The 24,832-nt window shown below is 68.7% G+C and carries 21 protein-coding genes; 3 read left to right on the forward strand and 18 right to left on the reverse strand.

The features are described 5' to 3' along the window. Positions 1-149 precede the first annotated feature (149 nt). The 9 genes from AB0J91_RS09135 to AB0J91_RS09175 form a co-directional block, all read right to left on the reverse strand. Entirely contained in the window at positions 150-1,490 is a 1,341-nt protein-coding gene (locus AB0J91_RS09135; protein WP_363865711.1) for an MFS transporter, read from the reverse strand. Positions 1,491-1,557: 67 nt separating this feature from the next. Next, positions 1,558-2,943, reverse strand: coding sequence for a UbiD family decarboxylase (locus AB0J91_RS09140; RefSeq protein WP_363865713.1), 1,386 nt, complete (start codon positions 2,941-2,943; stop codon positions 1,558-1,560). Beyond that, the gene (locus AB0J91_RS09145) at positions 2,940-4,340 is read right to left on the reverse strand and encodes a sodium:solute symporter family protein (protein ID WP_363865715.1); all 1,401 of its coding nucleotides are present in this window, start codon (positions 4,338-4,340) and stop codon (positions 2,940-2,942) included. Before AB0J91_RS09145 ends, AB0J91_RS09140 begins: the two co-directional genes overlap by 4 nt. Positions 4,341-4,449: 109 nt before the next feature. Next, on the reverse strand, positions 4,450-5,835 hold the full coding sequence (locus AB0J91_RS09150) for an aldehyde dehydrogenase family protein (RefSeq protein ID WP_363865717.1): 1,386 nt from the start codon (positions 5,833-5,835) through the stop codon (positions 4,450-4,452). Next, positions 5,835-7,058 carry a 2Fe-2S iron-sulfur cluster-binding protein gene (locus AB0J91_RS09155; protein ID WP_363865719.1) on the reverse strand — a complete coding sequence of 408 codons (1,224 nt, stop codon included), beginning with the start codon at positions 7,056-7,058 and terminating at the stop codon, positions 5,835-5,837. Before AB0J91_RS09155 ends, AB0J91_RS09150 begins: the two co-directional genes overlap by 1 nt. Continuing rightward, on the reverse strand, positions 7,055-7,942 hold the full coding sequence (locus AB0J91_RS09160) for an FAD binding domain-containing protein (RefSeq protein WP_363865721.1): 888 nt from the start codon (positions 7,940-7,942) through the stop codon (positions 7,055-7,057). Before AB0J91_RS09160 ends, AB0J91_RS09155 begins: the two co-directional genes overlap by 4 nt. A gap of 8 nt (positions 7,943-7,950) precedes the next feature. Continuing rightward, positions 7,951-8,730, reverse strand: coding sequence for an enoyl-CoA hydratase/isomerase family protein (locus tag AB0J91_RS09165; RefSeq protein ID WP_125089099.1), 780 nt, complete (start codon positions 8,728-8,730; stop codon positions 7,951-7,953). 4 nt (positions 8,731-8,734) lie between these two features. Continuing rightward, positions 8,735-11,179, reverse strand: a complete 2,445-nt coding sequence (locus tag AB0J91_RS09170; RefSeq protein WP_363865723.1) for a xanthine dehydrogenase family protein molybdopterin-binding subunit — start codon at positions 11,177-11,179, stop codon at positions 8,735-8,737. Positions 11,180-11,187: 8 nt separating this feature from the next. Next, positions 11,188-12,756: a class I adenylate-forming enzyme family protein gene (locus tag AB0J91_RS09175; RefSeq protein ID WP_363865725.1), complete on the reverse strand. Its 1,569-nt coding sequence runs from the start codon at positions 12,754-12,756 to the stop codon at positions 11,188-11,190. Between the two features lie 106 nt (positions 12,757-12,862). On the opposite strand from AB0J91_RS09175, the gene AB0J91_RS09180 reads away from it, so the two are divergent. Then, a complete protein-coding gene (locus AB0J91_RS09180) occupies positions 12,863-13,414 on the forward strand; it encodes a PadR family transcriptional regulator (protein WP_233576050.1) in 552 nt (183 codons plus the stop codon). Here AB0J91_RS09180 and AB0J91_RS09185 read toward each other — a convergent pair. From AB0J91_RS09185 to AB0J91_RS09195, 3 genes are read right to left on the reverse strand one after another with little or no spacing between them, the layout of a single operon-like run. Further along, positions 13,411-14,301, reverse strand: a complete 891-nt coding sequence (locus AB0J91_RS09185; RefSeq protein WP_363865727.1) for a LysR family transcriptional regulator — start codon at positions 14,299-14,301, stop codon at positions 13,411-13,413. The two genes, AB0J91_RS09180 and AB0J91_RS09185, sit on opposite strands and share 4 nt — an antisense overlap. Before the next feature lie 7 nt (positions 14,302-14,308). Further along, entirely contained in the window at positions 14,309-14,929 is a 621-nt protein-coding gene (locus AB0J91_RS09190; RefSeq protein WP_363865729.1) for a UbiX family flavin prenyltransferase, read from the reverse strand. Next, complete coding sequence (locus AB0J91_RS09195) at positions 14,929-15,702, reverse strand: SDR family oxidoreductase (RefSeq protein ID WP_363865731.1); 774 nt, start codon at positions 15,700-15,702, stop codon at positions 14,929-14,931. The genes AB0J91_RS09190 and AB0J91_RS09195 overlap by 1 nt, the downstream gene beginning before the upstream one ends. Before the next feature lie 809 nt (positions 15,703-16,511). On the opposite strand from AB0J91_RS09195, the gene AB0J91_RS09200 reads away from it, so the two are divergent. Continuing rightward, positions 16,512-17,885 carry an SLC13 family permease gene (locus tag AB0J91_RS09200; RefSeq protein ID WP_363865733.1) on the forward strand — a complete coding sequence of 458 codons (1,374 nt, stop codon included), beginning with the start codon at positions 16,512-16,514 and terminating at the stop codon, positions 17,883-17,885. A gap of 595 nt (positions 17,886-18,480) precedes the next feature. Continuing rightward, the gene (locus AB0J91_RS09205) at positions 18,481-19,068 is read left to right on the forward strand and encodes a DUF1097 domain-containing protein (RefSeq protein ID WP_363865735.1); all 588 of its coding nucleotides are present in this window, start codon (positions 18,481-18,483) and stop codon (positions 19,066-19,068) included. A 28-nt stretch (positions 19,069-19,096) separates the two neighbouring features. Here AB0J91_RS09205 and AB0J91_RS09210 read toward each other — a convergent pair whose 3' ends face one another. From AB0J91_RS09210 to AB0J91_RS09235, 6 genes are all read right to left on the reverse strand, one after another. Continuing rightward, a complete protein-coding gene (locus tag AB0J91_RS09210; RefSeq protein ID WP_363865737.1) occupies positions 19,097-19,474 on the reverse strand; it encodes a hypothetical protein in 378 nt (125 codons plus the stop codon). A 14-nt stretch (positions 19,475-19,488) separates the two neighbouring features. Beyond that, on the reverse strand, positions 19,489-19,992 hold the full coding sequence (gene sdhC, locus AB0J91_RS09215) for a succinate dehydrogenase, cytochrome b556 subunit (protein WP_363865740.1): 504 nt from the start codon (positions 19,990-19,992) through the stop codon (positions 19,489-19,491). Further along, complete coding sequence (locus tag AB0J91_RS09220) at positions 19,989-21,734, reverse strand: FAD-binding protein (RefSeq protein WP_363865743.1); 1,746 nt, start codon at positions 21,732-21,734, stop codon at positions 19,989-19,991. Before AB0J91_RS09220 ends, sdhC begins: the two co-directional genes overlap by 4 nt. Next, positions 21,734-22,456 carry a 2Fe-2S iron-sulfur cluster-binding protein gene (locus AB0J91_RS09225; protein ID WP_363865745.1) on the reverse strand — a complete coding sequence of 241 codons (723 nt, stop codon included), beginning with the start codon at positions 22,454-22,456 and terminating at the stop codon, positions 21,734-21,736. The genes AB0J91_RS09220 and AB0J91_RS09225 overlap by 1 nt, the downstream gene beginning before the upstream one ends. Before the next feature lie 3 nt (positions 22,457-22,459). After that, complete coding sequence (argH, locus tag AB0J91_RS09230; protein WP_363865748.1) at positions 22,460-23,965, reverse strand: argininosuccinate lyase; 1,506 nt, start codon at positions 23,963-23,965, stop codon at positions 22,460-22,462. Positions 23,966-24,102: 137 nt separating this feature from the next. Then, entirely contained in the window at positions 24,103-24,825 is a 723-nt protein-coding gene (locus AB0J91_RS09235; RefSeq protein ID WP_363865751.1) for a sulfite exporter TauE/SafE family protein, read from the reverse strand. Positions 24,826-24,832 lie beyond the last annotated feature (7 nt).

Here is a 24,832-nt window from a genome sequence, read left to right on the forward strand (position 1 = left end):
GACGCCACCACGCCGCACGGCAGCCCGGCTCTGGCCGACACCACCGCCTGAGCTCGCGCGGACGACCGCGCGAGCCCACGACGTCCTAGGAAGCGCGGGCGGTCCCAGCATCGCCGGGACCGCCCGTCTTTCGTGCGACGACGGAACTCTCATTCCACCGCGGGCTGCACCGCTCGTCGCTCGGTCTCCTCAGCGTTCATGGCGCCGCGGGTCTCCGGGCTCAGCACCCCCGCGACGATGAAGACCAGGACCATCACGAACAGGAACACCATGAGCCGACCGGGCACGTCCGCCAGCTCCGGGCTGGCGAGGTTGACGAAGCTCGGCATCAGACCACCGATCATGAAGCCGAGGTTCCAGCAGATCGCGGTCCCCCGCCCTCGCAGCGCCGTCGGATAGCGCTCGTTGAGGAACACCAGGACCGGGGCGTAGGCGGCGTTGGCGAAGAAGGCCAGGGCCGATGCGTAGAACATGATCAGGCCGGTGCTCGTCGGATCGGTGCTCGTGATCAGCCACACCAGCAAGGGCAGAGCCACGAGGTTGAACGAGCCGATCACCAGCATCGTGCGCCGCCGGCCGAAGTGCTCGCTGAGCTCTCCCGCGGCGACCGCGGCAACGATCACTCCCAGACTCGAGACCAGCAGGATCGTGCCCTGGGCGCTCTGGGCGACCCCGCTGACCTTGCCCAGCAGGGTCGGGAGGAAACCGGAGGTCAGGTAGTACTGCGAACCGGCGCCGGAGACCAGCACCAGGTTCAGCACGAGCAGACCTCCCCTGCCACCACGGGCCAGGTCGGTGAAGCGCGTCTTCGGACCGGGAGCCTGCTGCTGCGCCTTCCACAGCGGCGATTCCTCGACCCCGCGGAGCACGAAGAAGCTGATCAACGCCGCCATCAGCCCGGCGAAGAACATGACGCGCCACCCCCAGACGTTGAACTGCTCGCCTGGGAAGATCGCGCTGACCAGGATGAAGACACCGCTGGCCAGAGCCGCACCGATGCCCGCGCCGCCGCCACCGATCAGCCCGGACATCAGGCCTCGCCAGCGCTGCCCGACGCTCTCGGTGCCCAGGGTGTGCGTCGCTGCCACGACACCGCCGACGAACACGCCCTGCACCAGGCGCAGCGCCAGGAACAGCAGCGGTGCGGCGATACCGGCCGCCGCGTAGGTCGGCACGGCACCCATCGCCGCGGTGGACAACCCCACGCCCGCCAGCACGATGACCATCGTCTGCTTGCGTCCGTTGCGGTCGGCGACAGCTCCGAAGATCGCCGCTCCGGCCGGGCGGAGCAGCACGCTCACCGCGAACGAGGCGTAGACCGCGGCGAGGCTCAAGGTCGGGCTCGCCACCGGGAAGATCAGATCGCCGACGGTGCTGGCGACGTAGAGCAGGATGAACAGATCGAACAGGTCGAACGCCCACCCCGCTACCGAGGCGAAACTCGCGTACAGCGTGGCTCTTCTGGACAGTCCGGTGTTCGCAGTGGACATGTCCACCTCCTCATCGAGGTCTGTTGGTGTGGTGGTGCGGAAAGAGGTTCGGGCGACCTCGGTCGGGTCAGGGTGCGGAGCGCCAGTTCGCCGGCGCGGGGGTCACTGCGCGTTCCAGGTCGATCTCCTCCGCCCCCGGAACGCGGATCCTGGTGAACCGGTCTTCGTCGTCGACAGGCGGAATCGTCGCGTCGAGACCCATCTTCGCCCCAACGCCGTCCGTTGTGGACGGATCGAGTCGTGATCCCTGCGCGCCACCGACGAGCACCAGATCGCGATCGGCCTGGAAGCGGGTGGCGACGGCCCACTCGACCTCGTCGGGGTCGAACACGTCCACATCGGAGTCGACCACCGTCACGTGCTTGATGTCGTAGTGCGCGCCCAGCGCCGCGAGGATCAGGTTCTTCACCTCGCCGGGTTCGGGATCGCGGACCTGCACGTAGAGGTGGTAGCGGCACACACCGCCGCGCGGCAGGTGCGCCGCCCGCACGCACTGGAAGTTCTGCCTCAGGTGCGCCAGGAACGAGCCTTCACGCGGAATGCACCCCAGCAGCAGGTGTTCCAACCCGCCGCCGACGACGGTGTGGTAGATCGGGTCTCGGCGATGCGTCATCGCGTCGATGCGCACCACGTGGCGGTCGGCGCGAGGGCCGTAGTACTGGGGGAATTCGCCGAACGGCCCCTCCGGCTCCCGGACATCGGCGAGCAGCCTGCCTTCCAGCACGATCTCCGCGTCGGCGGGAACCCGGACCTCGTTGGTGACCGCCTTGGTCACCGGCAGCGGGCTGCCGCGCAGCGCCCCGGCGATCTCCAGTTCGTCGTGGTCGATCGGTACCGCCGCCTGCGAGGACATCAAGGTGAGCGGGTCGACGCCGATGGCGATCGCCACCTCCAGGTCGGTTCCCGCTGCTTCGGCCTGTCCGAAGAACGCGGCCGTGTGCCTGGGCAGCAGGAGGGCCCCGAGCCGGTCCGGCCCGCTGACCTGCAGGCGGTGGATGGACACGTTCTGGGACCCGGTCGTCGGGTTGCGGGCGATGAGCAGGCCCGCGGTGATGTACGGGCCGTGGTCGTGCTCGTTGTGCGTGGGAACGGGCAACGAGCCGAGGTCGACCTCTCGGATCACCTCCTCCTGGCACGGGGCGTGCTCGACCTCGGTCCACGGAACGGGGTCCTGGCACGCCTGCTGGAAGCGGTCGATGAGTTCGGTCTCGTCGACCCCGAGCGCTTCTGCCATCCATTCGCGGCGCGACAGCAGCCCGGACACGACGGTGACGTCCTTCCCGCCGGGCTTCCCGAAGAGCACCGCGCGGTCGCCGTCGAGCCGGCTGGCGATTCCGGACAGCTCGAACCGCAGGTCCGCTCCCGGCCTGGCCGCGGACAGGCGTCCGGTCGCCTGCAGGTGGTCCAGCCAGCCGCGCAGATCAGCGCCGACGGGCAGGGCGTTGTTCGTCATATCTTCTCCCCGGTGACCGCCGGGACGGTCTTCGACCGGCCCGATGTGAGGTGGGTGCAGGTCATCACCAGCAAGGGCGTTGCGACCGCGATGTAGGCGTTGTCGATGCCGAAGGGGTCACCGAGCAGGAACCAGCCGATGGTGGTCGGCAGCGCGAGCACGATGGCCCAGAACGCACCGGTCCTCGTGCCGTACCGGGGCGCGTAGAACATCAGCAGCACCAGCACTGCCAGTGCCGCGCGCAGCGATTTGGCCAGGAAGGTCACGGTGAGCACATCGGTGGCGAACAGCGCGAGCGCGATCGGCACCAAGCCGGTCACCACCGTCGCCACCCGGAGGAACAGCACGTCGCGGCGGTCGTCCCCGGCGACGTTGAAGTGCGGCTGGTAGAAGTCCTTGAGCAGCAGCGTGGAAGCGCCGATGACCAGTGCCGCGATGGTTCCGAACATCGCGCCGGCGAGCCCGGCGACGACGATCCCGGCCAAGACCGGGTCGATGTCCATGGCGAACGCGGGCATGGCCTGGATGCTCTTGATGTGCGGGTAGACCACCGCGCTGCACATGCCGATGAACGCGGCGAGCAGACCGTAGGGAACCAGGATCAGCGCCGAGTAGAACCCGGCTCGCTGCGCGCGGTGGGCGTTGCCTGCGGTGGTGATCGCCTGCACGACGTACTGGGTCGCGAAGATGGCACCGACACCGGCGATCAGCCACGCGAAGATCTGCCCGAAACCCACTCCGTGCCAGGAGAACATCGTCGGCGGCAGCGCCGCTCGCAGCCCGTCCACACCGCCTGCGCGCTGAGCGCCGATGATCGCGAGGATGACCACCCCGGCCATCTTCACGATCGCGTGCACGACGTTGGTGTAGACGACCGATCGCATGCCGCCCACCACCACGTAGAACGTGGCGAGCACACCGACCAGGACGACGGCCAGGTCCTGGTCGACGCCGAGGAGTCCGCTCAGGATCGCACCACCGCTGGCGTAGACCGAGACGGCGACGATCAGCAAGGAGCAGACCATGATCAGCGACGTCGCGGTGCGCACCCTCCTCCCGTAGTAGCGGTCGAGGGCACCGGAGATCGTGTTCTCCCCCAGCGCGCTGAACTTGCGCGCCAGCAGGAACGCGAAGAGCACGAAACCGATTCCCAGCGAGACGATGTTCCACGCGGCCGAGATGCCGGATTCGTAAGCCTCCTGCGCGGTTCCGATGCTCGCGCTCGTGCCGATGAACTCGGACGCGAGCAGGAATCCGATGAGGACGGCGGGAAAGCTCTTGCCGCCGCTGGTGAATCCTGACGCGGTGCGTGTCGACCGCCCGGCCAGGAAGCTGATCAGGGCGAGCAACGCGATGTAGCCCGCGACGATGAGAACTACTAACCAACCTGATTGCAAGGGAACCCTCCAACGCCGCTCCGTTGCGGCCAGAGAAACTACGAGCGAAGTTAGACCGGTGCGAGAGGCCCAGCCAGAACCTGTTGCGCATAGCTCCTATTGGCCCGGGTTATAGCCCGACCGGGAAGTGCACGTGCTTGAGCTCGGTGAACTGCTCGACGCCCTCGACCCCGCGGGTGCGGCCCATCCCGGACATCCGCACGCCGCCGGAGGGCATCTCGGCGTAGGAGTGGTTGTACCCGTTCAGCCACACGGTTCCGGACTGCAGCTCGCGCGCCACGGCGAAGCCGCGCGTGAGATCACGCGTCCACACCGCTGCGGCGAGTCCGAAGGGCGTGGAGTTGGCCAACTCGATCGCGTCCTCGTCGGAGTCGAAGACCTCCAGCGACAGCAGCGGACCGAAGATGTCCTCCTGCACCACGGGTGATCGCGGATCCAGTTCGGACACGAGCGCGGGCGCGAGGAAATGACCTGGCAGGCCGTCGGGGTGCACCTGCTGCCCGCCGACGAGGACGCGACCGTCCTCACGCGCGCGGTCGAGGGCGTTGAGGACCTTGGTCACCGCGGCTTCGGATATCAGCGGACCGAGATCGGTGCTCTCGTCCCTCGGATCTCCCGGCGTCAAGGCGGCCAGTCGTTCGCGCAGCAGTTCCTCGGCGTCCTTCGCGTGGCGCGCGTGCACGAGGATCCTGGTGCACGCCATGCACATCTGGCCGCTCGTGATCACGGCGGCACGGGCGGCCGCCTCCACCGCGGCTTCCAGGTCGGCGTCCGCCAGCACGAGCATCGAGGCCTTGCCGCCCAGTTCCAGCAGCGGCCTGGTCATGGTGGCGGCAGCGGCGCGCATGACCGCTTGCCCGGCCTCGGTCGAGCCGGTGATCGCGACGGCTCTGGTGTCGGGGTGGGCCACGAGTTCAGCGCCCACCTCGGCGTCACCGGGGAGCACGTGGAGCACCTCCGGTGGTACTCCGGCCCGGTGGCCGAGCGCGATCACGCGTCGGGTGATGTGCGTGGTCTGCGGGGCGGGCTTGACGAGCGCCGTCACTCCGGCGGCGAACGCCGGAGCCAGATCGCGCAGCAACAGCAGCACGGGCCAGTTCCACGGGGTGATGAACACCGTCGGGCCGACCGGTTCGCGCACCAGGTGCGCCTCGCTCCCGTCGGGAAGACCGGCGGCACGGCCCAGCGGAAGCCTGGCGAGACCGGCGTTGAACCGCAGGGAATCGATCGCGCCCGCGACCTCCTTGCGCGCTTCACCGATGGGTTTCCCGGTTTCTCGCACCAGGTCGTCGGCGAGTTCCGAGCTGTGGTCGCTGAGCAGGTCCGCCCAGGCGTTCAGGGACTGCGCCCGGAGCCTGTGATCTCGCGGCCACCCGGTGCGCATCGCGCGCGTCGCTTCCGACACCGCTTCGCCGATCTCGGCGTCCGTGGCCTGTTCTGCGATTTCCAGAGGTTCGAGCGTCGCCGGGTTGACCGGCTGGAGGGGTGTTTTCATCACTTCCCACCTCGGGGACGGCCGATTCGCTTGATCCGGTCCAGCAAGGTGCCGAACATCATGCGGAACGCGCTCGGCGCGGCGTTGGACTGCTGCGGTGCTTCTCCGGTGGTGGCGGCCTGCCGGACCGAGTCGGCGAACTGCTCGAACATGCGTCGGCTGATGTCACCGGCGAGAGCTCGGCCGAACTGGGCGATTCGGCCGGTCAGGTACACGGCTGCGTCGGCGCGAAGCTCCGTTCCCGCTGCGGTGGCGTGCGCCCGCAGCGTGATGTCGGCCTGGGTTTGCGCCCCTCCGGTGTCCTGCCCCTGCGCGAGCACGCGAATCGTCCCGGTTTCCCGGTCCTGTTCGAGCACCCGGGCGATCCCGTGGAACGAGAGCTTGATGGGACCGACCGCGACCCGTGCCCGTCCGGCGTAGAGCTGCTCGCCGAGTTCCTCGGTGAGCTCCGCGCCGGGGAGGCATCCCGCCAGCACGCGCACGTCGTCGAGCACGCGCCACACCTCGTCGAACGGCACGTCCAAGGCGGTGTCCACCTGCACCGCGATCGTCGGGTCTCCCTCGGGGAGCACGATCTCCACGTTCCTGTCGGCTTCGCCCGAAGGTTCCGCGCGTTCCTCGACGACCGTCGCCGACTGTCCGCCGGAGCGGCCGACCAACGCCCGCCGGGCGCAGTTGCCCGGTTCGGGGATTCCCTCCGGGTGCGCGGCGCGCGTTTGGGAGACGGCGGTCAGGATGTTCCGGTATCCGGTGCAGCGGCAGATCACGCCGGACAGCTCCGCGGGGAGCTCCTCGTCGGTGACCTCGGGCTTGTTGCTGAGCAGGTCGTAGGAGCTGAGCAGGAAGCCCGGGGTGCAGAAACCGCATTGCAGGGCGTGGTTCCGGCCGAAGGACTCCTGCAGCGGGTGCAGGTCGTCCGGGCGCCCGAGCCCCTCGACGGTGACGACCTCAGCGCCGTCGAGCTGGCAGGCGAACAGCAGGCACGCGCGGGCGGCTTCGCCGTCGACCAGCACGGTGCACATCCCGCAGACCCCGTGCTCGCATCCGACGTGGGTCCCGGTCAGTCCCAGGTGGTCGCGCAGCGCGTCCGCCAGCGTGACGCGGGCGGGGAGGTTCAGCACCGCGGGTGTGCCGTTGACGGTGAACCTCACCTCGACGGTCTCGCCGGCTTCTGCGCAGACCGGTCGAAGGCCCTCCTGCACGGGTTCTTCAGTGCTCGTCATGATTCCACCTCCGCTGTGCCGCGCACCGCGCGGCGGTGCGCCTTGGCCAATTCCCGGGCCGCCAGCGCGCGCAGGAGGCGCCGCCGGTAGCCGTTCGACGCGTGCACGTCGCCGTCGGTGTCGACGACCTCGCGCACCACGTCGTCGAGCGCACCGGCCAGCTCGGTTTGGTCTCCACCTGTCGTGCGGACCAGGCTGGTCAGGTCACGGGTGACGGGCCGGTCGGAGACGCCGAAGGCCGTCATCGTCGCGGCGGACACGCCGCCGGCGTAGTCGACGCGGACGTGCGCTGCCACTCCGGCCAACGCGAAGTCGCCGTGCCTGCGCGCGATCTCCGCGAATCCGAAGCCCTCGCGCGGCCCGGCCACGGGGAAGGAGACCGCGGACAGGACGTCCTCCGGGCGCAGTGCGGTCGTCATCGCCCCGTCGAAGAACTCACGGGCTCGAACGGCGCGTTCGCCTTCGGGACCCGTCAGCGTCAGCTCCGCGTCCAGGCAGCTGGCGACCGCCGGGAGCTCGGCAGCCGGATCGGCGTGCGCCAGGCTTCCGCAGACCGTGCCGCGGCTGCGCAGTTCGCGGTGCCCGACCCAGGGCAGCGCGAGCCGCAGCAGCGGCACCCGAGCGGACTCGGGCGCGTGCTCCACGCGACGCTGCCGGACGGTGGCGCCGACCTCCAGCCGGTCGCCGACCGTCCGCAGCGCGTCGAGCCCGGTGACCGCGTTGATGTCCACCAGGGTGGTCGGCCGCGCCAGCCGCATGGCCAGCACCGGCACCAGGGATTGCCCGCCGGCGATGACCTTGCCGCCTCCGTCGGCGTCGACGAGTTCGGCAACGGCGTCTGACAACGCCGCGGGGCGTGCGTACGCGAAAGGTGCGGCCTTCATCTAGATCCTCACCGCCCCTGGAACTTCGGGGCGCGCTTCTCGTTGAACGCGGCCACGCCTTCGGCGAAGTCCTTGCTGGAGCGCAGCATCGCGTAGGCCTTGCGCTCCAGCTCGATCCCGCTGTACAGCGGGGCGTCGACGCCGCGGTCGAGGACCTCCTTGGCGGTGCGCGCGGCGAGCGGGGAGAACCCGACCAGCTTGGTCACGAGCTTCTCCACCTTGTCGTCGAGCTCCGCTCGATCGGCGGCCAGGTCAGCGACCAGTCCCCAGTCCTTGGCGTCGGCGGCGTTGATCCGGGACGCGGTCAGCACGTGGTACTTGGCGCGGGAGAGCCCGATCAGCCGGGCGAGGCGTTGCGTTCCGCCGGAGCCCGGGATCATGCCGAGGTTCATCTCGGGCAGCGCGAACTGGCTGCGCTCGGTCGCCACGCGGATGTCCGAGGACAGCGCGAGTTCGAACCCGACGCCGAAGCAGTAGCCGTCGACGGCGGTGATGACGACCTTGGAGCTGCGGGAGGGCGCGGTCACGTTGTGGCCGAGGTCGGTGAAGTCGATCGGGTCGACCTCCATGAAGCCGGCGATGTCGCCGCCCGAGGAGAAGTGCTCGCCCTCGCCTCGGATGACCACGACCTGGATGTCGTCGTCGGCGTCGATCTCGGCGAACCGGTCGGCCATGACCTGCCGGGTCTCCCAGGTGATGATGTTGAACTTGCCGTGGTCAAGCGTCAGGTACGCGACCCGGCCGTCGTGGCCGCGGGTCAGCTTGATCTCGCCTCCGGTGAGGGCCATGTCGTCAGTTCTCCCCTTCTGTTCCTTCGAGCACCGCGGCATCCGTTGTCGCCGCGGTGAGCAGGCGGTGGATCACGTCGCCGTGGATCGGCAACGTGGTGATGTCGGCGCCGGACGGCGCGAGCGCGTCGGCGACCGCGTTGGCGATGGCCACGGGCAGGCTCATGCAGCTGCCTTCGCCGCAGCCCTTGGCGCCGAGGCGGGTCAGCGGCGAGGGCGTTTCCAGGTGGTCGCTGCGCAGCTCGTAGCCGACCTCCGCTGTGGTCGGGCACAGGTAGTCCATGAACGTCGCGGAGGTGGGCTGGCCGTTGTCGGAGTAGCGCATCTCCTCGTACATCGCGCCGCCGATGGCGTGCGCCAGGGCGCCGTGGACCTGTCCCTCCAGCAGCACCGGGTTCAGGATGGTGCCCGCGTCGTGCACTGTGGACACCAGCTCCAGGGTGAGCTCGTAGGTCTGCGGGTCGATCCGGCAGACCACGAGCTCGGCGACGAAGCCGTAGCACAGGCTGGAGTTGATCTGGTCGTCCCGGCTGGCGGCCTTGGCCTGCGGCGGCGTGAAGGCCGCCTCCTCGTACAACCGAGCCGAGGTGCCGTCCGGCAATGAACCGGGATCCCAGTGCACCACGCCCGCGGCGTGGCGGAACTCCACCGCTCTGGAGTGGTCCTCGCGGTGCCGGATCCGCCCATCGGCGAGTTCGAGTTCCTCCGGATCCAGTGCCAGCATCGACCCGGCCGCCGTCCGCATCGTGCGGGCGAGCCGGTCGCAGGCCTCGACCAGCGCGCTGGTCAGCAGCGGCGCGAACCTCGACGAGTAGCTGCCGGAGCTGATCGTCCACGGAGTGGTGGCCGTGTCCATCTCCACCACTGGCCGGACCTTCTCGAGCGGCAGTCCGAGCCTGTCGGCCACGACCTGCTGCGCGACCGTGGCGTGCCCCTGGCCTTGCGGGACGGTGCCCAGCAGGACCGAGACGACCCCGTTGACGTCGACGCTGACCCGAACGTGCTCGGTGGAACCCGACTTCCCGCGCCCCGGTGGGCGTTCTTCGGCCGGAGTGGCCAGTCCCACGTACCCGATGTTGGTCGCCGACGGGTCGACGATGGTGGCCAGCCCGATGCCGAAGTACTCACCGCGCTCCCGCGCCTCCCGCTGGCGCTGCCGAAGAGCCGGGTAGTCGGCGTTCTTCAACGCCATGTCCAAGGCCTGCGGGTAGTCACCCGAGTCGTAGATGCCGCCGGTCGCCGTCTGGTACGGGAACGCGTCGGCTTGCACCAGGTTGCGCTGGCGGATCTCGGCGGCGTCGACCCCGCAGGTCGCGGCGATCTTGTCCATCAGCCGCTCCAGCCCGAAGTAGAGCTGCTGGCCGCCGAAACCGCGGTTGAGCCCGGTCGGCGTCTTGTTGGTCACCACCGCGCGCGAGCGGATCTGCACGGCTTCGACGTCGTAGGCGCCGGTGAGGTTGCCGAAGCAGCGGTAGAGCGTGCTCGGTTCCGGCGGGCGCAGGTAGGCGCCGACGTTGTCGACGAGATCCGCCCGCAGCGCCTGGACCTTGCCCTCGGCGCTGACCGCCGCTTCGAAGCGCATCGCCCGGTCCGAACCCGCCGAGCTGGCCAGCAGGTGTTCGCTGCGGTCCTCGGTCCAGCGCACGGGCCGTCCGGCGTGCTTGCTGGCCAGCGCCATCAGCACCACGTAGGGGTAGATCCCGGCCTTGATGCCGAAGCTGCCGCCGTTGTCGGCGGGGATCATCAGCCGCACCCGCGAGGTCGGGACGCCCAGCGCTCCCGCGATCACCGGGACCATCGAGAACGGGCCGTGGAAGTTCGCCCAGGCCGCGATCGCCGGACCGTCCACCTCGTCCTGCCATTCGGCGATCACCGAGTAGCACTCCATCGGTGTCGACGAATAGCGCGGGAACCGGTACTCGCCGCTGACGACGTGATCGGCTGCGGCGAAGAGCTCGTCCACGGGACCGAAGTGGAACGTGCGGTCGGTGGCGACGTTGCCATCGGCGTCCTCGTGAAGCCGCGGCGCCTCGGGGCGCAACGCGGCCTCGACGTCGACCACCGGCGGCAGCGGTTCGTAGTCCACCGCGACCAGCTCGGCGGCGTCCTCGGCTGCGTAGCGGTCGGCCGCGACCACGACCGCCACGGGTTCGCCGACGAAGCGCGCCCGATCGGTCGCCGTCGGGTAGTACGGCATGGGCGTCTTCAGCGACAGCGGGAACGGGTTCAGCGCTTCGAGGACCTCGCCGGGTCCGATGACCGCCGCCACGCCGGGGTGCGCGCGAGCTCGGGTGAGGTCGACGCCGCGGATGCGGGCGTGCGGGTGCGGGCTGCGCACGATCGCCGCGGTCAACGTGCCGGGCAGCGGATCGAGGTCGTCGAGGAACCGGCCGCGCCCGGTCAGCAGGGCCGGGTCCTCGATGCGTGCCGTGGTGCGTGCAGGGGTCATCGAGGTGCTCACTTTCGCGATCCGATCGAAGCAGCGGACAGCTCTGCCAGCGGGTTGAACCGGCCACCGGCGAGTTCGCGGCGCAGGATCTTGCCCACCGCCGACTTGGGGACCTCGGCGACCGCGACCACCTTCTTGGGCCGCTTGAGCGGCGGCAGCCCGGAGCCGGAACGGATGTAGGCGCTCAGCGAGGCGGCGGCGTCCTGCGGGGTCAGTCCCGCGGCGGGGACGAAGAACGCGGTGACGGCCTGCCCCCAACGGTCGTCCGGCATCCCGACGACCACGACGTCGGCGACCTCCGGGCAGCGGATCAGCGCGTCCTCGATCTCGTCGGGGTAGATGTTCTCTCCACCCGAATTGATCATGTCGTCGACCCGTCCGGACACCCACAGGTCGCCGTCCTCGTCCGCGACGGCGAGATCGCCGGGGAAGTACCAGCCGCCGCGGATGGACTTCGCGTCGGCGTCGGGCCGGTTCCAGTACCCGGCGAACGCTTCCGGCGACTCCATCGAGATCGCGATCTGCCCCTGCTCGCCGGCACCGACCAGCGCGTCCGGCGTGGCCTGCGGGTGCGGGTCGACGAGGCGAACCCGCGTGAACACGCCGGGGCGTCCGGCGCATCCCGGTTTGGCCGCGACGTCCGGCCCGATGGTGAAGGTGTAGATCTCGGTGCTTCCGAAGTGGTTGACGAACACCTCGGGTTCGAGCGCGTCGACGAGCGACTCCGCCAGCGCGGGCGTCATCGCGGCCCCGGCGTAGGCGAGCTTGCGGACCCCGGTCTCCCCCAGCCGGCCCGTGCCCAGCAGGCTCCAGTAGATCGTGGGCACCAGGTACAGCGCGGAGACCCGCTCGCGGGTGATCAGCTCCAGCGATTCCTCGGCGTCGAAGCGGACCTGCGGGACCCAGGTCCCGGCGCTGACCACGCTGGAGAGCAGGGTGCGCAGGCCCATCGTGTGGAACATGGGCATCACACCGAGGGTCGTCTCGAAGGGAGCCGACCGGCTCTGGTGCAGGTGCGCGACGGCGGCGTGGAACTCCGCCCGGTGCGTGCGCGGAACGCCCTTCGGCCTCCCGGTGGTGCCGGAGGTGTAGAGCATGACGCTCGTGTCGGAATCGCGGACCTGCACGTCGATCGCGCTCTCGGTCTGATCGGCGGCGAGTTCCAGCAGCGCTGCGACACCGGCCGGAGCGCCTTCACCGACGTGCGCGTGCGGCACGGGCTCGGTGAGTCGCAGCGCCGCGCTCGCGGTCTCGACCGTGGACTCATCGGTGACCAGCAACTTCGGTGCCGCATCGGACAAGCAGTAGGCGAGCTCGTCAGCACCGAAGCGGAACGACAGCGGAACCGAGACGGCTCCGAGCTTCTGCGCGGCCAGGTGCAGCGAGGCCATCGGTTCGCCACCGGCGAGCAGGAACACGACCCTGTCGCCGTGCCCGACCCCGAGCTCGGCCAAGGCCCGAGCCAGCTGGTTGGTGCGGGCGTCCCACTCCGCGTAGGTCATCGAGAGCTCGCCGCCAACCGCACGTCTGGCGGGGTACCGCTCGGCGGTCCAGCTCAGCACTGTCCCGAGATCCATTCTCAGTCCTCTCGCAGCATCAGCGATGCGAAACAAGTCCGAAGCCGATCATCCGTTTCACATCGTCTGAAACAGATGATTGGGAACGTACGGTAGGGTTTGGAGCGTGTCAACGGTTCGGCTTTCCACGACCTCGTACGTCGTGCTGGGGATGATCGCCATGCGCGGGCCTTCGACCTCGTACGACCTCAAACGGGCCATCGGCCACTCGGTGGGCTACTTCTGGCACTTCCCGCACGCCCAGCTCTACTCCGAGCCCAAGCGGCTCGAACAGCTGGGACTGCTCGAAGTCGAGGAGGAGGACGACGGCCGTCGCCGCCGCACCTACACGATCACCGACACCGGTCTCTCGGCTCTCCGCTCATGGCTGGCCGAGCCCACCGACCAGCACTACGAGCTGCGCGACATCGCCGAGATCAAGCTCTTCTTCAACGAGCTCGCCGAGCCCGACGACATCAAGCGGCTGGCGCAGGACCAGATCAAGCAGCACCAGGACCGCATCGCCGAGTACGAGCAGATGCAGGAGCGCTTCGGCCACGAGTCGGCCATCTCCCGACGCATGGTCACGCTCGGTCTCGGCCTGGAGATGGAGCACGCGGCCCTGCGGTTCTGGACCTCGCTGGCAGAACGCGCCGAGCGAGGCGAGTTCGAGGCTTAGCTCCGAGCGGGCCGATCGGCCGCTGCGTCCGCGAGCAGTTCCAGGAACAGAGCGGCAGGCGGTGACAGCGGGGTCCTGGCGCGGTGAACGATGCCCAGTTCCCGGGCAGCGCCCTCGTCGTCGATCGGGATCGTGACGGGATAGCCCGCGCCGGCGAGTTCCGGCAGCAACGAGACGCCCAGACCGCTGGCCACCATGCCCTGCAGCACCGACAGCTGGGTGGTCTCCACCGTCACCGTCGGCTCGAACCCGGCTCGGTTGCAGATCTGCTCCAGCAGCTCCCGCAGCCCGTAGTCCCGTTGCATGGCGACGAACTTCTCGGACTTCAACTCGACCAGCGCTATTTCACTCCGGTCGGCCAGCGGATGCTCCGGCGGGACCAGAGCGACGATCGGTTCGCGCACGATCGACCGGCCCACGAGTCCGGGCCGCGCCCAGGGCGCCCGGATCACCGCGAGGTCCAATCGCCCGTCCTCCACCATCCGCTCGAACTCGGCGGAGACGTTGTGCTCGGTGAGCCGGACCTCGACCTCCGGGTACTCGCGGCGGAAGTCCGCGAGCACTCCCGGCAGCAGCCCGGCGCCGACGCTGGGCAACACGCCGATCGACACCCGCCCGCCTTGCAGGCTGCGCACGGCGGCGGCGCCCGCCCGCGCCCGGTCGAGGTGCGCCAACGCCTGCTGGACGTGGGCGACGAACTCCTCACCGGCCGCGGTGAGCACCACCCTGCGGCCCAGCCGGTCGAAGAGGGCGACGCCGAGCTCCTTCTCGAGCTTGCGGATCTGCACCGACAACGACGGCTGGGCCAGGAAGAGGTCCTCGGCCGCTCGGCTGAAGCTCCCGGCGCGCGCGACCGCGAGCACGTAGCGCAGTTGGTGGAGCTCCATGCCGACATCATGCGCGAACGGACCGCCGATCGGTAGCCGACGGCGCGCTCCGCTCTCCGGACCACCGGGTCGCGTGCGGGTGCGGCAACGACAGGGCGTCCAGCGCGCGAGCGACCGTGTGGGTGACCATCTCGTCGATCGACGACGGCTGGGCGTAGAACGCCGGCACCGGCGGCATCAGCACCGCGCCCGCCTCCGCGGCCTGGGCCATCAGCCGGATGTGCCCGGCGTGCAACGGTGTCTCGCGCAACATCAGCACGAGGGGCCTGCGCTCCTTCAACGTCACATCAGCGGCGCGCACCAGCAGGTTGTCGTCGAAGCTGTTGGCGATCGCCGACAGCGTCTTGATGCTGCACGGTGCGACGAGCATGCCGTCGGCCGGGAACGAGCCGCTCGCGATCGCCGCACCCAGGTCGTGCTCCGAGTGCGTCACCGACGCCCGCTCCCGCACGTCCGCGGCCGTCCAGGAGGTCTCCTGCGCCAGAGTCGCCCGTGCGGCGCGGGTGACCACCAGGTGCGTCTCGACGCCCAGTTGTGCCAGCAGCTCCAGCGCGCGGACCCCGTAGATGACACCGGAAGCACCGGTGATGCCGACGATGATGCGAGGTGGGAACTCGTCGGGGCGCATCACACGAACACCCCTCCGCCGTCCACCACGATCGTCTGCCCGGTCACGAAACCGCTGCCGTCCCCGCACAACCACACCACCGCGCCGACCAGGTCCTCGGGATCCATGGAACGCGGCACGGAACGCGTGGACTTCATGCGCTCCAAGTAGTTCGCATCGTTGATGTCGCGAGTGGCCGCGTCGTCGACCAAGCCGGGCGAGACGGCGTTCACCGCGATGCCCTCCGGTCCCAGCTCGCGCGCCGCGGCCCTGGTCAAGCCCTCGACCGCCGCCTTGGAGGCCACGTAGTGCGCGAAACCGGCCGCCCCGGTCCGGGACACGACGGAGGCGATGTTGACGATCCGCCCGCCACCGCGCTCCCGCATGGCGGGGACAGCCGCGCGGATCGACTGCCAGCAGCCGCGAACGTTGACCCGCAGCACGAGGTCCCACTCGTCGTTGGTCAGCTCGGTGAGCGTCCTCTTCGGCCCCAGCGTCCGGTAGATCGCCGCGTTGTTGACCAGGCAGTCCAGGCCGCCGAACCGGTCACCGGCCAGGTCCACGACGCGCTGCAGGTCTTCGTCCGAGGTGATGTCGCAACCGGCGAAGACCGCTCGACCCGCACCTTGCGCCGTGGCCTTGTCCGCGATCTCCCGACCGGCTTCGGAGAAGCCGTCCAAGTCGGTGGCGACCACGTTCGCGCCCCGCCCGGTCAACGCCATGGTGTAAGCAACACCGATATCCCCGGTCGCACCCGTGAGCAGCACGACCTTTCCGGCCAGGTCAGCACCCATTGCCGCACCCCTATCCATCCGTCCGGGCCCGCCAGGCGCTGGTGCCTCGCGGACGCCCTGTCCTCCACTGAGTCAAAGTCCTCGTGCGGGGTGCCGACAATGAGCGATGCCCTACTCCGACCATAGGCAATCCGTATGGGAGGCCCGGGGAACGAGGACGTGGCCGATGAACCCGGGCTTTTCCAGGCACGATGAAGCAGGTTCGATGGCCACCCTCTGGGCCGCTACGAATCAGCCTTCGGGTTGAGCGCCACGTCCAGCCTCAGCCTAGAAATCCTAATAGGACTCATTGGCCTGCTGACACCGCTCGCCCTCAAGAACTCGGAGCCATGCCCGCAGTTCGCGACTGGATGAACGCCCACAGCTGGCTGGTCACAGCATCGTCTGCGGCATCTTCATCACCCTCCGTTCGGGCACTCCTCCTGGAATCGCTCGGCCCGCCGCAGCGGTCATCAAGGACTCAGCTCGGTCACGACCTCGGCGGGTCGAATGCGCCAGGACTGGACGACCGGCCGGGTGGACACGCCGGCTCGTACGTGACCGCGATCAAGTTGTCCGAGACGGCGACACGACCTGGTCTTCTGCGCAATCTGCTCGGTCTCGGCGGGCCATGTTCGCAGTTGTTGTGCGGTCTGCGCAAAACGCTTCCGACGTCAAAATCGCTGCGCACCAAGGACATAGCCCGCACTGAATCATTTCAGGCCGGGAAGAGGTTGACTCTCCTGAGGGCGACCCACATCATGAGCTGCGCGTCACATCGTGGATGTGGCTCTCGTCCAACCCCCAGGGTTCCTGGCCAAAGGAGGCAAATGGAGCCGCAGGTCCTGTCCATCATCGTGCTGGTACTGATGTTCGCGGTTGGTACGGCGCTGCCGATCAACATGGGAGTACTGGCATTCGTCGCCGCATTCATCCTCGGAACCTTGTCCTTGGGGATGACCACGGACCAGATCATCGCAGGATTTCCGAGTGATCTCTTTCTGACCTTGGTCGGTATCACCTACCTCTTCGGAATCGCTCAGATCAACGGAACGATTGATCTGCTCGTGCAGTGGGCCGTGCGGCTCGTAGGCGGCCGGGTCAGGCTGATTCCCTGGGTCTTCTTCGTCGTATCGGCGCTGCTGACGTCGATCGGCGCCCTGTTCGCCGTCGCCATCGTCGCGCCATTGGCGATGCGCTGCGCAGCACGCCACTCGGTCAATCGGCTGCTGATGGGGATGTTCGTCGTACATGGTGCCCTTGGCGGCGCATTCGCACCGACGAGCGTGTACGGCGGATTCGTGAACGGTGTCATGGCCGACCGCGGCCTGCCCAGCAGCCCGATGACCGTGTTCCTCGTTCCCCTGGTCTTCAACCTCGCCATCGGTCTCATCTGGTTCGTCCTCTTCGGGAAGCGAGCCGCACCCGATCAGCCAACCGCAGCTGATGAGGCATGGCAGAACGACCCGGGTACAGGCGTCGGACCCACGAGTCCATTCGGCCCGACGACCGCGGATCAACCAGGTTCCGACAGCGAGGTGGAACCGCGCAGCTCCGGAAACGTGCAGACTCTCGCGCCTGCCGCCGAGACAGCCCCCACCCCGCGGATCACCACTGGGCAATCGCTGACCATCGTCGGAATTCTCGTGCTCGCGGCCGGAACCGTGATCTTCCAGCTCGACGTCGGATTCCTGTCCATGGCCATCGCCGCGGTCCTCGCGATCGCCTCGCCCAAGGCGCAGCGCGGAGCGGTGGACAAGATCAGCTGGTCGACGGTGCTGTTGATCGGCGGGGTGCTCACCTACGTGAGCGTCATGCAGGAGGCCGGTGCGATCGACTACGCCAGCTCTGCCGTGACGGGACTGGGAATGCCGCTGCTCGCCGGTCTGCTGCTCTGCTACGTCGGTGGCATCAGTTCGGCTTTCGCGTCGTCGGTGGGGATTCTCGGAGCACTCATCCCGCTTTCGGTTCCTTTCCTGCAACAAGGGATGATCAGCCCCACGGGAATGGTCGCCGCGCTTGCCGTCGCAGCCACCGTCGTTGATGTCAGCCCCTTTTCGACGAACGGCGCACTGGTGCTGGCCAACGCCGAGGTCGAGAACCGGGAACGGTTCTACCGCCAGATGCTGGCCTACAGCGGAATCGTGGTCGCACTCGGTCCGTTGCTCGCCTGGCTGGTGGTGGTCCTCCCGGGGTGGCTGTGATCGCCGAACGATCGTGACGGATCGGGTGCGGTGTTGGTACCGCACCCGACCGCGGAGCGGCGGGAATCACGAATCTGGACTGGCGCTCGATACGTCCAGGCGTCGTTGTTCTTGTTGTAGGCCGGGTATCCGGATTCGGGAACCTTGAGGATCTCTGCGGCAGCGAAGTCAGCAAATGACCGACAGAGACGAGCAAAGGTTCGTGCTGCCGTCGCAGCATCATCGACTACGAGCATCCGGACGTCGCCGAGCGTATCCGGCGCACCCGGCGACCCGCCACGATGAACCCGGACGGCGGAGCCAGGCTGCTCGAGCTCGTGTGAAACACGTTCGAGCAGCATTCACATTTCGGCACTCGTGGTACGAGATCTTCGACAACGGCGCCACTTTCGTCGTAGCGGACATGCGCACCGGGCCCATGAGTGGAAGTCTGGCCATGACCTGCTCGACGGTTTCTCGACCGGCCACGAAGGGCCCGCTGAACGGGGCCCTCCCAGTCCGATGCTGCTCACCCGGTACCCCCGAACAGTGATGTGCGGGGCCGAGTGCGCACCACGAGGTTGGTCGGAGAAGCCGATCCTCAAGAGGAGCAACGATGAAGTCCATTCCCCTGTGGCTGGCCGTTCCGGTGACCGTCGCCGTCGCCCTGCCCTTCGGCCTGTGGCTGGGCACGTGGTCGCTGCCGTTGTGGCTGGCGTTCATCGTGTGGGCCGAGTACTTCGCCCTGGGCGGGAAACCGACGGTGCTCCGCACCGTGGTCCCGTCATTCCTGAGCGGCGTCGTCAGCGCGGCGATCGCGCTGATCTTCTCGCTGCTCGTCGGAACGGTCGTGGGCGACGCCGCGATCGTCGCGAGCGGCGACGTGGCGTGGTTGATCGGCCTACCGGTGGCCCTCATCCCGCTCATCTACGTGATGCAGTACCTGCCGTTCGCCCAGGACACCGGAACCCTCCCCTTCTTCAACGGCCTGTCCATGGGCCTGGCCACGTACTTCATCGGGATCTACACGAACTTCGGGGGCCTGTCGCTGCCCGCCGACAGCGTGCTGCTCCCGCTGATCACCTCGGTGCCCGCGGTGCTGGGCGGGATGCTCGGCGCCTTCCTCGGGTGGTTCAACGTCGCCATCATGACGCCGTTCGGCCGCCGCGCACCCCAGCCGGCCGAATCGGTCGTCGACGCCTGACTTCCACACACGCCCGCCGTCGACGTGTTCAGATGATGTGCGCCCCGGCTGCGAGCACCCACAGCCCGTACACGAGCAAGAAGGCCACCAGAGCCGACATGGCCGTCCGATATCGCCTGCGGGCGGCCCCGGTGCTGTAGTCGGCCGTGACCGACCACATGCCGAGCGCGACGTGCGCCAGCACGGCGACCAGCATGATCCCGTCCCAGGCGATCCAGAAGGCGGTGGCCCACCGGCCGTCGATGAACTGCGAGTTCGTGTCGGCGACGTCCGTGGTCACGTGGGTCGCGGCGAAATGCCCGAGGACGAGCACCGAGAGCATCACGCCGGACAGCCGGAGCAGGATGTACGCGGTCCGGCGCCGACGGATTCGGGAGCGGGCCGGTACGACTCCTGCGTCACTCATCCCATGAGAAGTGGTCATGCGAACACCGGCTTCATGATGTAGTAGGAACCCACGACGCCGAGCACGACGGTCGCGGTCAGCACTCCGTGGAGAAGACGTGTCGATGCCGTCAACCCGAGGTCGCGAACGTCCACCACCACGAGGCGCAGTCCGTTGAACGTGTGGAACAGCAGACCGAACAGCAGACCGACCTCGATCACGCGCATCATCGCCGTGCCGTAGAGGCCGTGGACGTCGTCGTAGACGATCGGATCCCAGACGAACAAGCTGACGTCGATGACGTGCAGGCAGAGGAATCCGAGGACGCCGACTCCGGTGATGCGGTGGAGGTAGAACGCCCAACGCTGAAGTTCGGCACGTTCCCGGCCCGGGCGGGCGAGCCGCAACAGCATCGAGCCCGTCGGGAAGTCACCGCCGTCGTAGAACCGGGCGCTTCGGACGACGACCGCGGTGAACGCGACGATCGCCAGGAAGACCGCTGCGAATCCGAGTGTGAAGAGGAACTGCGGGAGGCTCATCCGTTCTCACCACCGAGGAAACCGTCGGGCGGCGGTGCGTGGGTGAACTCCACGGGTCTGATCTCCGAGCGGATGTCGCAGTGCAACCCATCGCCGGTGTCGGCCCACTGGACGATGTAATCCAGCGAGCCGCTCATGCCCGCGTGATCCGACCGCGCATGTGCCCCACGGCTTTCCGTTCGCCACGCCGCCGCATGCGCCATCGCCCTGGCGACCGTGATCTGGTTGGCGAGGTCCATCGACTCCTGCCAGGCGAAGTTGACGGCGGGCGGGCCCGCGGCCGCCAGGGTCCCGACCTCCTCGGCCAGCAGATCGAGCTCCTTCGCAGCGCGCGCGAGACCGGCGCCGTCGCGGACCACACCGACGTCGGTCCACATGAGTTCCTTGAGCCGGCCGGTGACCTCGAACGGCGATGCGCCCTCCGAGCGGAACAGCGGCGCGAAGGCACGGCCCAACGACTCCTCCACCTGAGCCGGGTCCGGCTCGGCGTGGCTCAGGGTCGGCGCGAGTGCGGCCGCCGTGTCGCCGGCGCGCGCGCCGTACACGGTCGATTCGGCGACTCCGTTGCCGCCCAACCGATTCGCACCGTGAACGCCACCGGCGTCCTCACCGGCGACGAGCAGACCATCGAGCGAGGTGCGGCAGTCCTCGTCGATGACGACGCCGCCCATGTGGAAGTGCGCGGTAGGTGAGACCGTCACCGGTCCCGTCGCCAGGTCTTGGCCGATCTGCCGGGTGCGGGCGACCATGCCCGGGAAGCGGCGCTCGACCTCCTCCTTGCCGAGGTGCGAGATGTCGATGAGCACGCCGCCTTCAGGAGTTCCCCGTCCCGCGCTGATCTCGAGGTATCCCGACCTGGCCACCACGTCTCGGGTGGATCGCTCGAGGCGTTCCGGATCGTAGCGCTCCATGTAGCGTTCGCCTTCGGCGTTGCGCAGGATCGCGCCCGCACCGCGGAGTCCTTCCTCGAGGACCGCGCCTGTCATCCGCGCCTCGCCCGCCAGCAAGCCGGTGGGGTGGAACTGGAGCATCTCCATGTCGCGCATGGCGAGTCCTGCGCGCCAGCACATCGCGACGCCGTCACCCGTTTTCTCCCGCGCCGGTGCGGCCACCCGGTACATCGTCGCTGAACCACCGGTGGCCACGACGACGACACGGGCGCGGACCACGATGGGTTTGCCGGTCCGCATGTGCAGCGCGGTCACCCCTGCCAGCCGGCTGTGCTCGTCGTGGATGATGTCCAGCGCCCGGTAGTCCTCGAGTTCCCGTGGACCCAGCCGGAACATCTGATCCCGCAGCCGGCCCATGATCTCGATACCGGTCAGGTCACCGCGGTGGACCGTGCGGTCGAAGGTCTGGCCGGCGAACGCCTTCTGATGGATCCGGCCATCGGCACGCCGGTCGAAGAAGCAGCCGACCCGGGTCTCGAGTTCCTGGATGATCCGCGGGGCGTCGTTGACCAGCGTCCACGCGAGGAGCTGGTCGTTGAGGTACTTGCCGCCGGCGAGCGTGTCGCTGAAGTGCGCGTCGATCGAGTCTCCGGGGTCGAGAACGGCGTTGTAACCGCCCTGGACCATTCGCGTGCACCCGGATCGGCCCACAGCGCCCTTGCTGATGATCGTCACGTCGAGGGACGGATCCGATTCGAGCGCGTGGAGCACGCACATCAGGCCCGCCCCACCGCTTCCGATGACGGCGACATCGGTGGTGAGCCGGTCCGGGACCGGTATATCCTGGCTCATCAGCCGAGCCTCCTCTTCCGGATGCGCCGAATGGCCCGCGCTGGATCAAGCCCCTTGGGGCACGCGGCCGAGCAACCGTAGATGTAGTGGCATCGGTCGACACCGGTGCCGTCGCCACCGACTGCGTCGAGTCGCGCCTCGCTCGCGCTGTCCCGGCTGTCGTCGATGAGGACCAGGGCCCGGTTGAGCGCGGCCGGCCCGATGAAGTCGCGGTGCAGTCCGGCGATCCCGCAGCTGGAGAAGCAGGCGCCGCAGCCGATGCAGTCCAGAGACGGATCGATGTTCCGGCGTTCCGCGGAGTCCGGGGGGATGACCGCCGGTTGGGCGTCCATGCCGACCTCGGCATCGTCGTGGGGCACCAGGTACGGGGTGATCGAGGCCCACGCCTCCCAGAACGGTGTCATGTCGACGACCAGGTCGCGCACCACCGGCAGCCCGGCGAGTGGATCGATCCGCAGTTCGCGGGTGTCCGGGGTGATCTCGGTCTGGCACGCCAGAACCGAGCGGCCGTTCACGCGAACGGTGCACGTGCCGCACATGCCGACTCGGCAGGAGTAGCGGAACCCGATGGTGCGGTCGTCGTTGTGTTGGACGGCGAGCAGCACGTCGAGCACCGACATCGGCTCGATCCGGCGCACCGCGAACGTCGACTGGGCGGCGTCGTCCGAGCGCTTGATCCGGACGGCGATGGTGGCGCCACCGGTCTCTGATCTTCGGGACATGAATTACCGCCCGGTGCGCTCGTCGGCGATGGCGGTGAGCCGGTCGTGGGCGTCGGTGAGCGCGCGGCGCCGGTCAGCCACCCACTGGTCGTGCCCGCGCGCACGAGTACGAGCGCCGCCGATCGCCGCGGTCATGGGAGCGGGTGCCGGTCCCCCGCTGACCGTGTGGCGGGCGACGAAGCTGTCCGGGTCGAGCGCTTCGCGCACCTGCTGCTCCGTGAGCCCCGAGGAGGTGCCGAGGGTGGCCTTGGCGGCCTCGTCGACCAGTTCGAGCTCCACGCCATCAGGCTCGATGCCTCGCTGGGTCGCCAGGAGCACCAGGTGCCCGACGACGCGGTGGGCCGCGCGGTAGTCGTGCTCGGTGTTGCGGTGGATCATGGCGGCCAGCTCCGTCGCCGTGGAGAAGCCGGACCCAGCGCGGAGCCCGCATCGCACCTCGTGGACCTTCAGCGTCTCCAGGGTTCCGCGGAGCAGCCGCAGCGAGACCACCATCTCGTCGCAGACCCGGTAGACCGGCGGGACCATCTCCTCCTCGACGTCCTTGATGTCGCCGAAGTTGGTGTTGTGCAGAGAACCGAACGCCGAGCTCATCTCGCCGACCGCCCGAGCGGCACGGGCGCGGACGTACTCGAACGGGTAGGCGTTCTTCTTCTGCGGCATCATGCTGCTGGAGCCGGAGAACGAGTCGCCGATCTCCACGAGCCGGAACTCGTCGGTGCTCCACGTGTACATGTCCTGGCACAGCCGACTGAGCGTGATCGCCAGGTTCGCGACCGCCGCGCTGGTCTCGAGCGCGTAGTCCCCCGACGCCACGCAGTCGATGGTGTTCTCCCGCACCTCGTCGAAGCCGAGGAGATCGGCCACCACGTCGCGGTCGATCGGGTAGGAGGTCCCGGCGAGCGCTCCGCACCCGAGGGTGCAGGCGTTGGTGGTCCGGTAGGCGTGCTGCACGCGGTCCGCGTCGCGCAGCAACCCGCCGATGATGCCCATCAGGTAGTGGCCCATCGTGGTGGGCTGCGCCGGTTGCATGTGGGTCCACTGCGGCATGACGGTGTCGCGCTCGCGCTCGGCGATCTCCAGCAGGAGCCGGATCAGCGCTCCGAGGTCATCGGCGATCTGCAGGATCCGCGGCCGAAGCGCCATGCGGGTGAGCGGCTCCGGGCGGGTGCGTCCCAGGTTGATCTCGCCGGCCGCGGCAGGCCCGGCGAGCTCGGCGAGCCGGTGCTCGAGGTGCGAGTAGAAGTACTCGTGGTGCGGGTTGAACTCGGCGAAGGCGTCCGCGCCCTCGTCGATCATCTGGTTCAACGCGAGCAGGAGCGAGCGGGTGTTCTCGGGCGTGATGATCCCGGTGTCGCCCAGCATGATCGCCCAGGCCTTGTTGGCCTCGAGGAGGCTTCCGAAGTACTCCCGCATCATGAACCGGAAACTCGGCTCGAGGATCGTCGAGGTGTAGACCTCGCCGGGCGCTTCGGTCAGCCGCTCGCGAGAAATGGTCTGCTCTTCGGTCACTGCACTCTCCCGTCGTTGGGAACGCGAATCCCGCGCCGATTGCGGCACGTGGTCAGACCTCTTGCCAGAGACCTTGATCTCGTCCCGGCGGTGAAGTCAATCGCTAGTGTTCAATCACACAGTCGTCCGAAGTGGCGTCAGCCGGACGCCAGCGTGGAGATCCCGGCCGCCACGACGAGCACGCAGACCAGGTACCGGAACGCCGTCGCGGGCACGTGCGGCGCGAGCCTGGTCCCGGCCCAGTTCCCGATCAGGCACCCCGGGAGCCAGAGGCCGACGAGCTCGAGAGCTCCATCGCTGATGCCACCGCTCAGCACCATCAGGACGATTCCGACCACGTTCGACACGACGAAGTAGAACGCCATGTCGACCACGAGGGAGCGCCGGGCGCCGCCGTCCGACGCGAGCGTGAGCGCGGGCGGCACCCCGTTCAACGAAGTGGTGGTGGCAAAAGCCCCTCCGAGCAGCCCCGCGAGCGCGTAGAACCCGCGATGGAGCTGACCTTGGCGGGGCCGGGAGATCATGAGCAGCGGGGCCGCGACGAGCGCCAGCACTCCGGTGGTCCACCGGAGCACGGATTGATCGACGCGCTCGACGATGAGAAGGCCGATCGCCAGGCCGGGGACGCTCGACAGGGTGAGGACGAGTGCCCTCGACCAGATGATGTGGCTCCACCAGCGAGCGACCACGGTGATCCGGGTGAACAGCGCCAGCAAGAGGTTCACGGCCACCACCTGGGCAGGCGGCAGGCCGATCAGCAGCAGGAGCGGCGAAGCGAGCAGGGCGTAGCCGAAACCGGTCAAGCCGCCGAGCAGCGCCGCCGCCGCGGTGGAGAGCAGTCCGAGCAGGATCAGTGTCACGGTCGTC

It is taken from the genome of Saccharopolyspora sp. NPDC049357 (assembly GCF_040677225.1).
Taxonomy (GTDB): domain Bacteria; phylum Actinomycetota; class Actinomycetes; order Mycobacteriales; family Pseudonocardiaceae; genus Saccharopolyspora.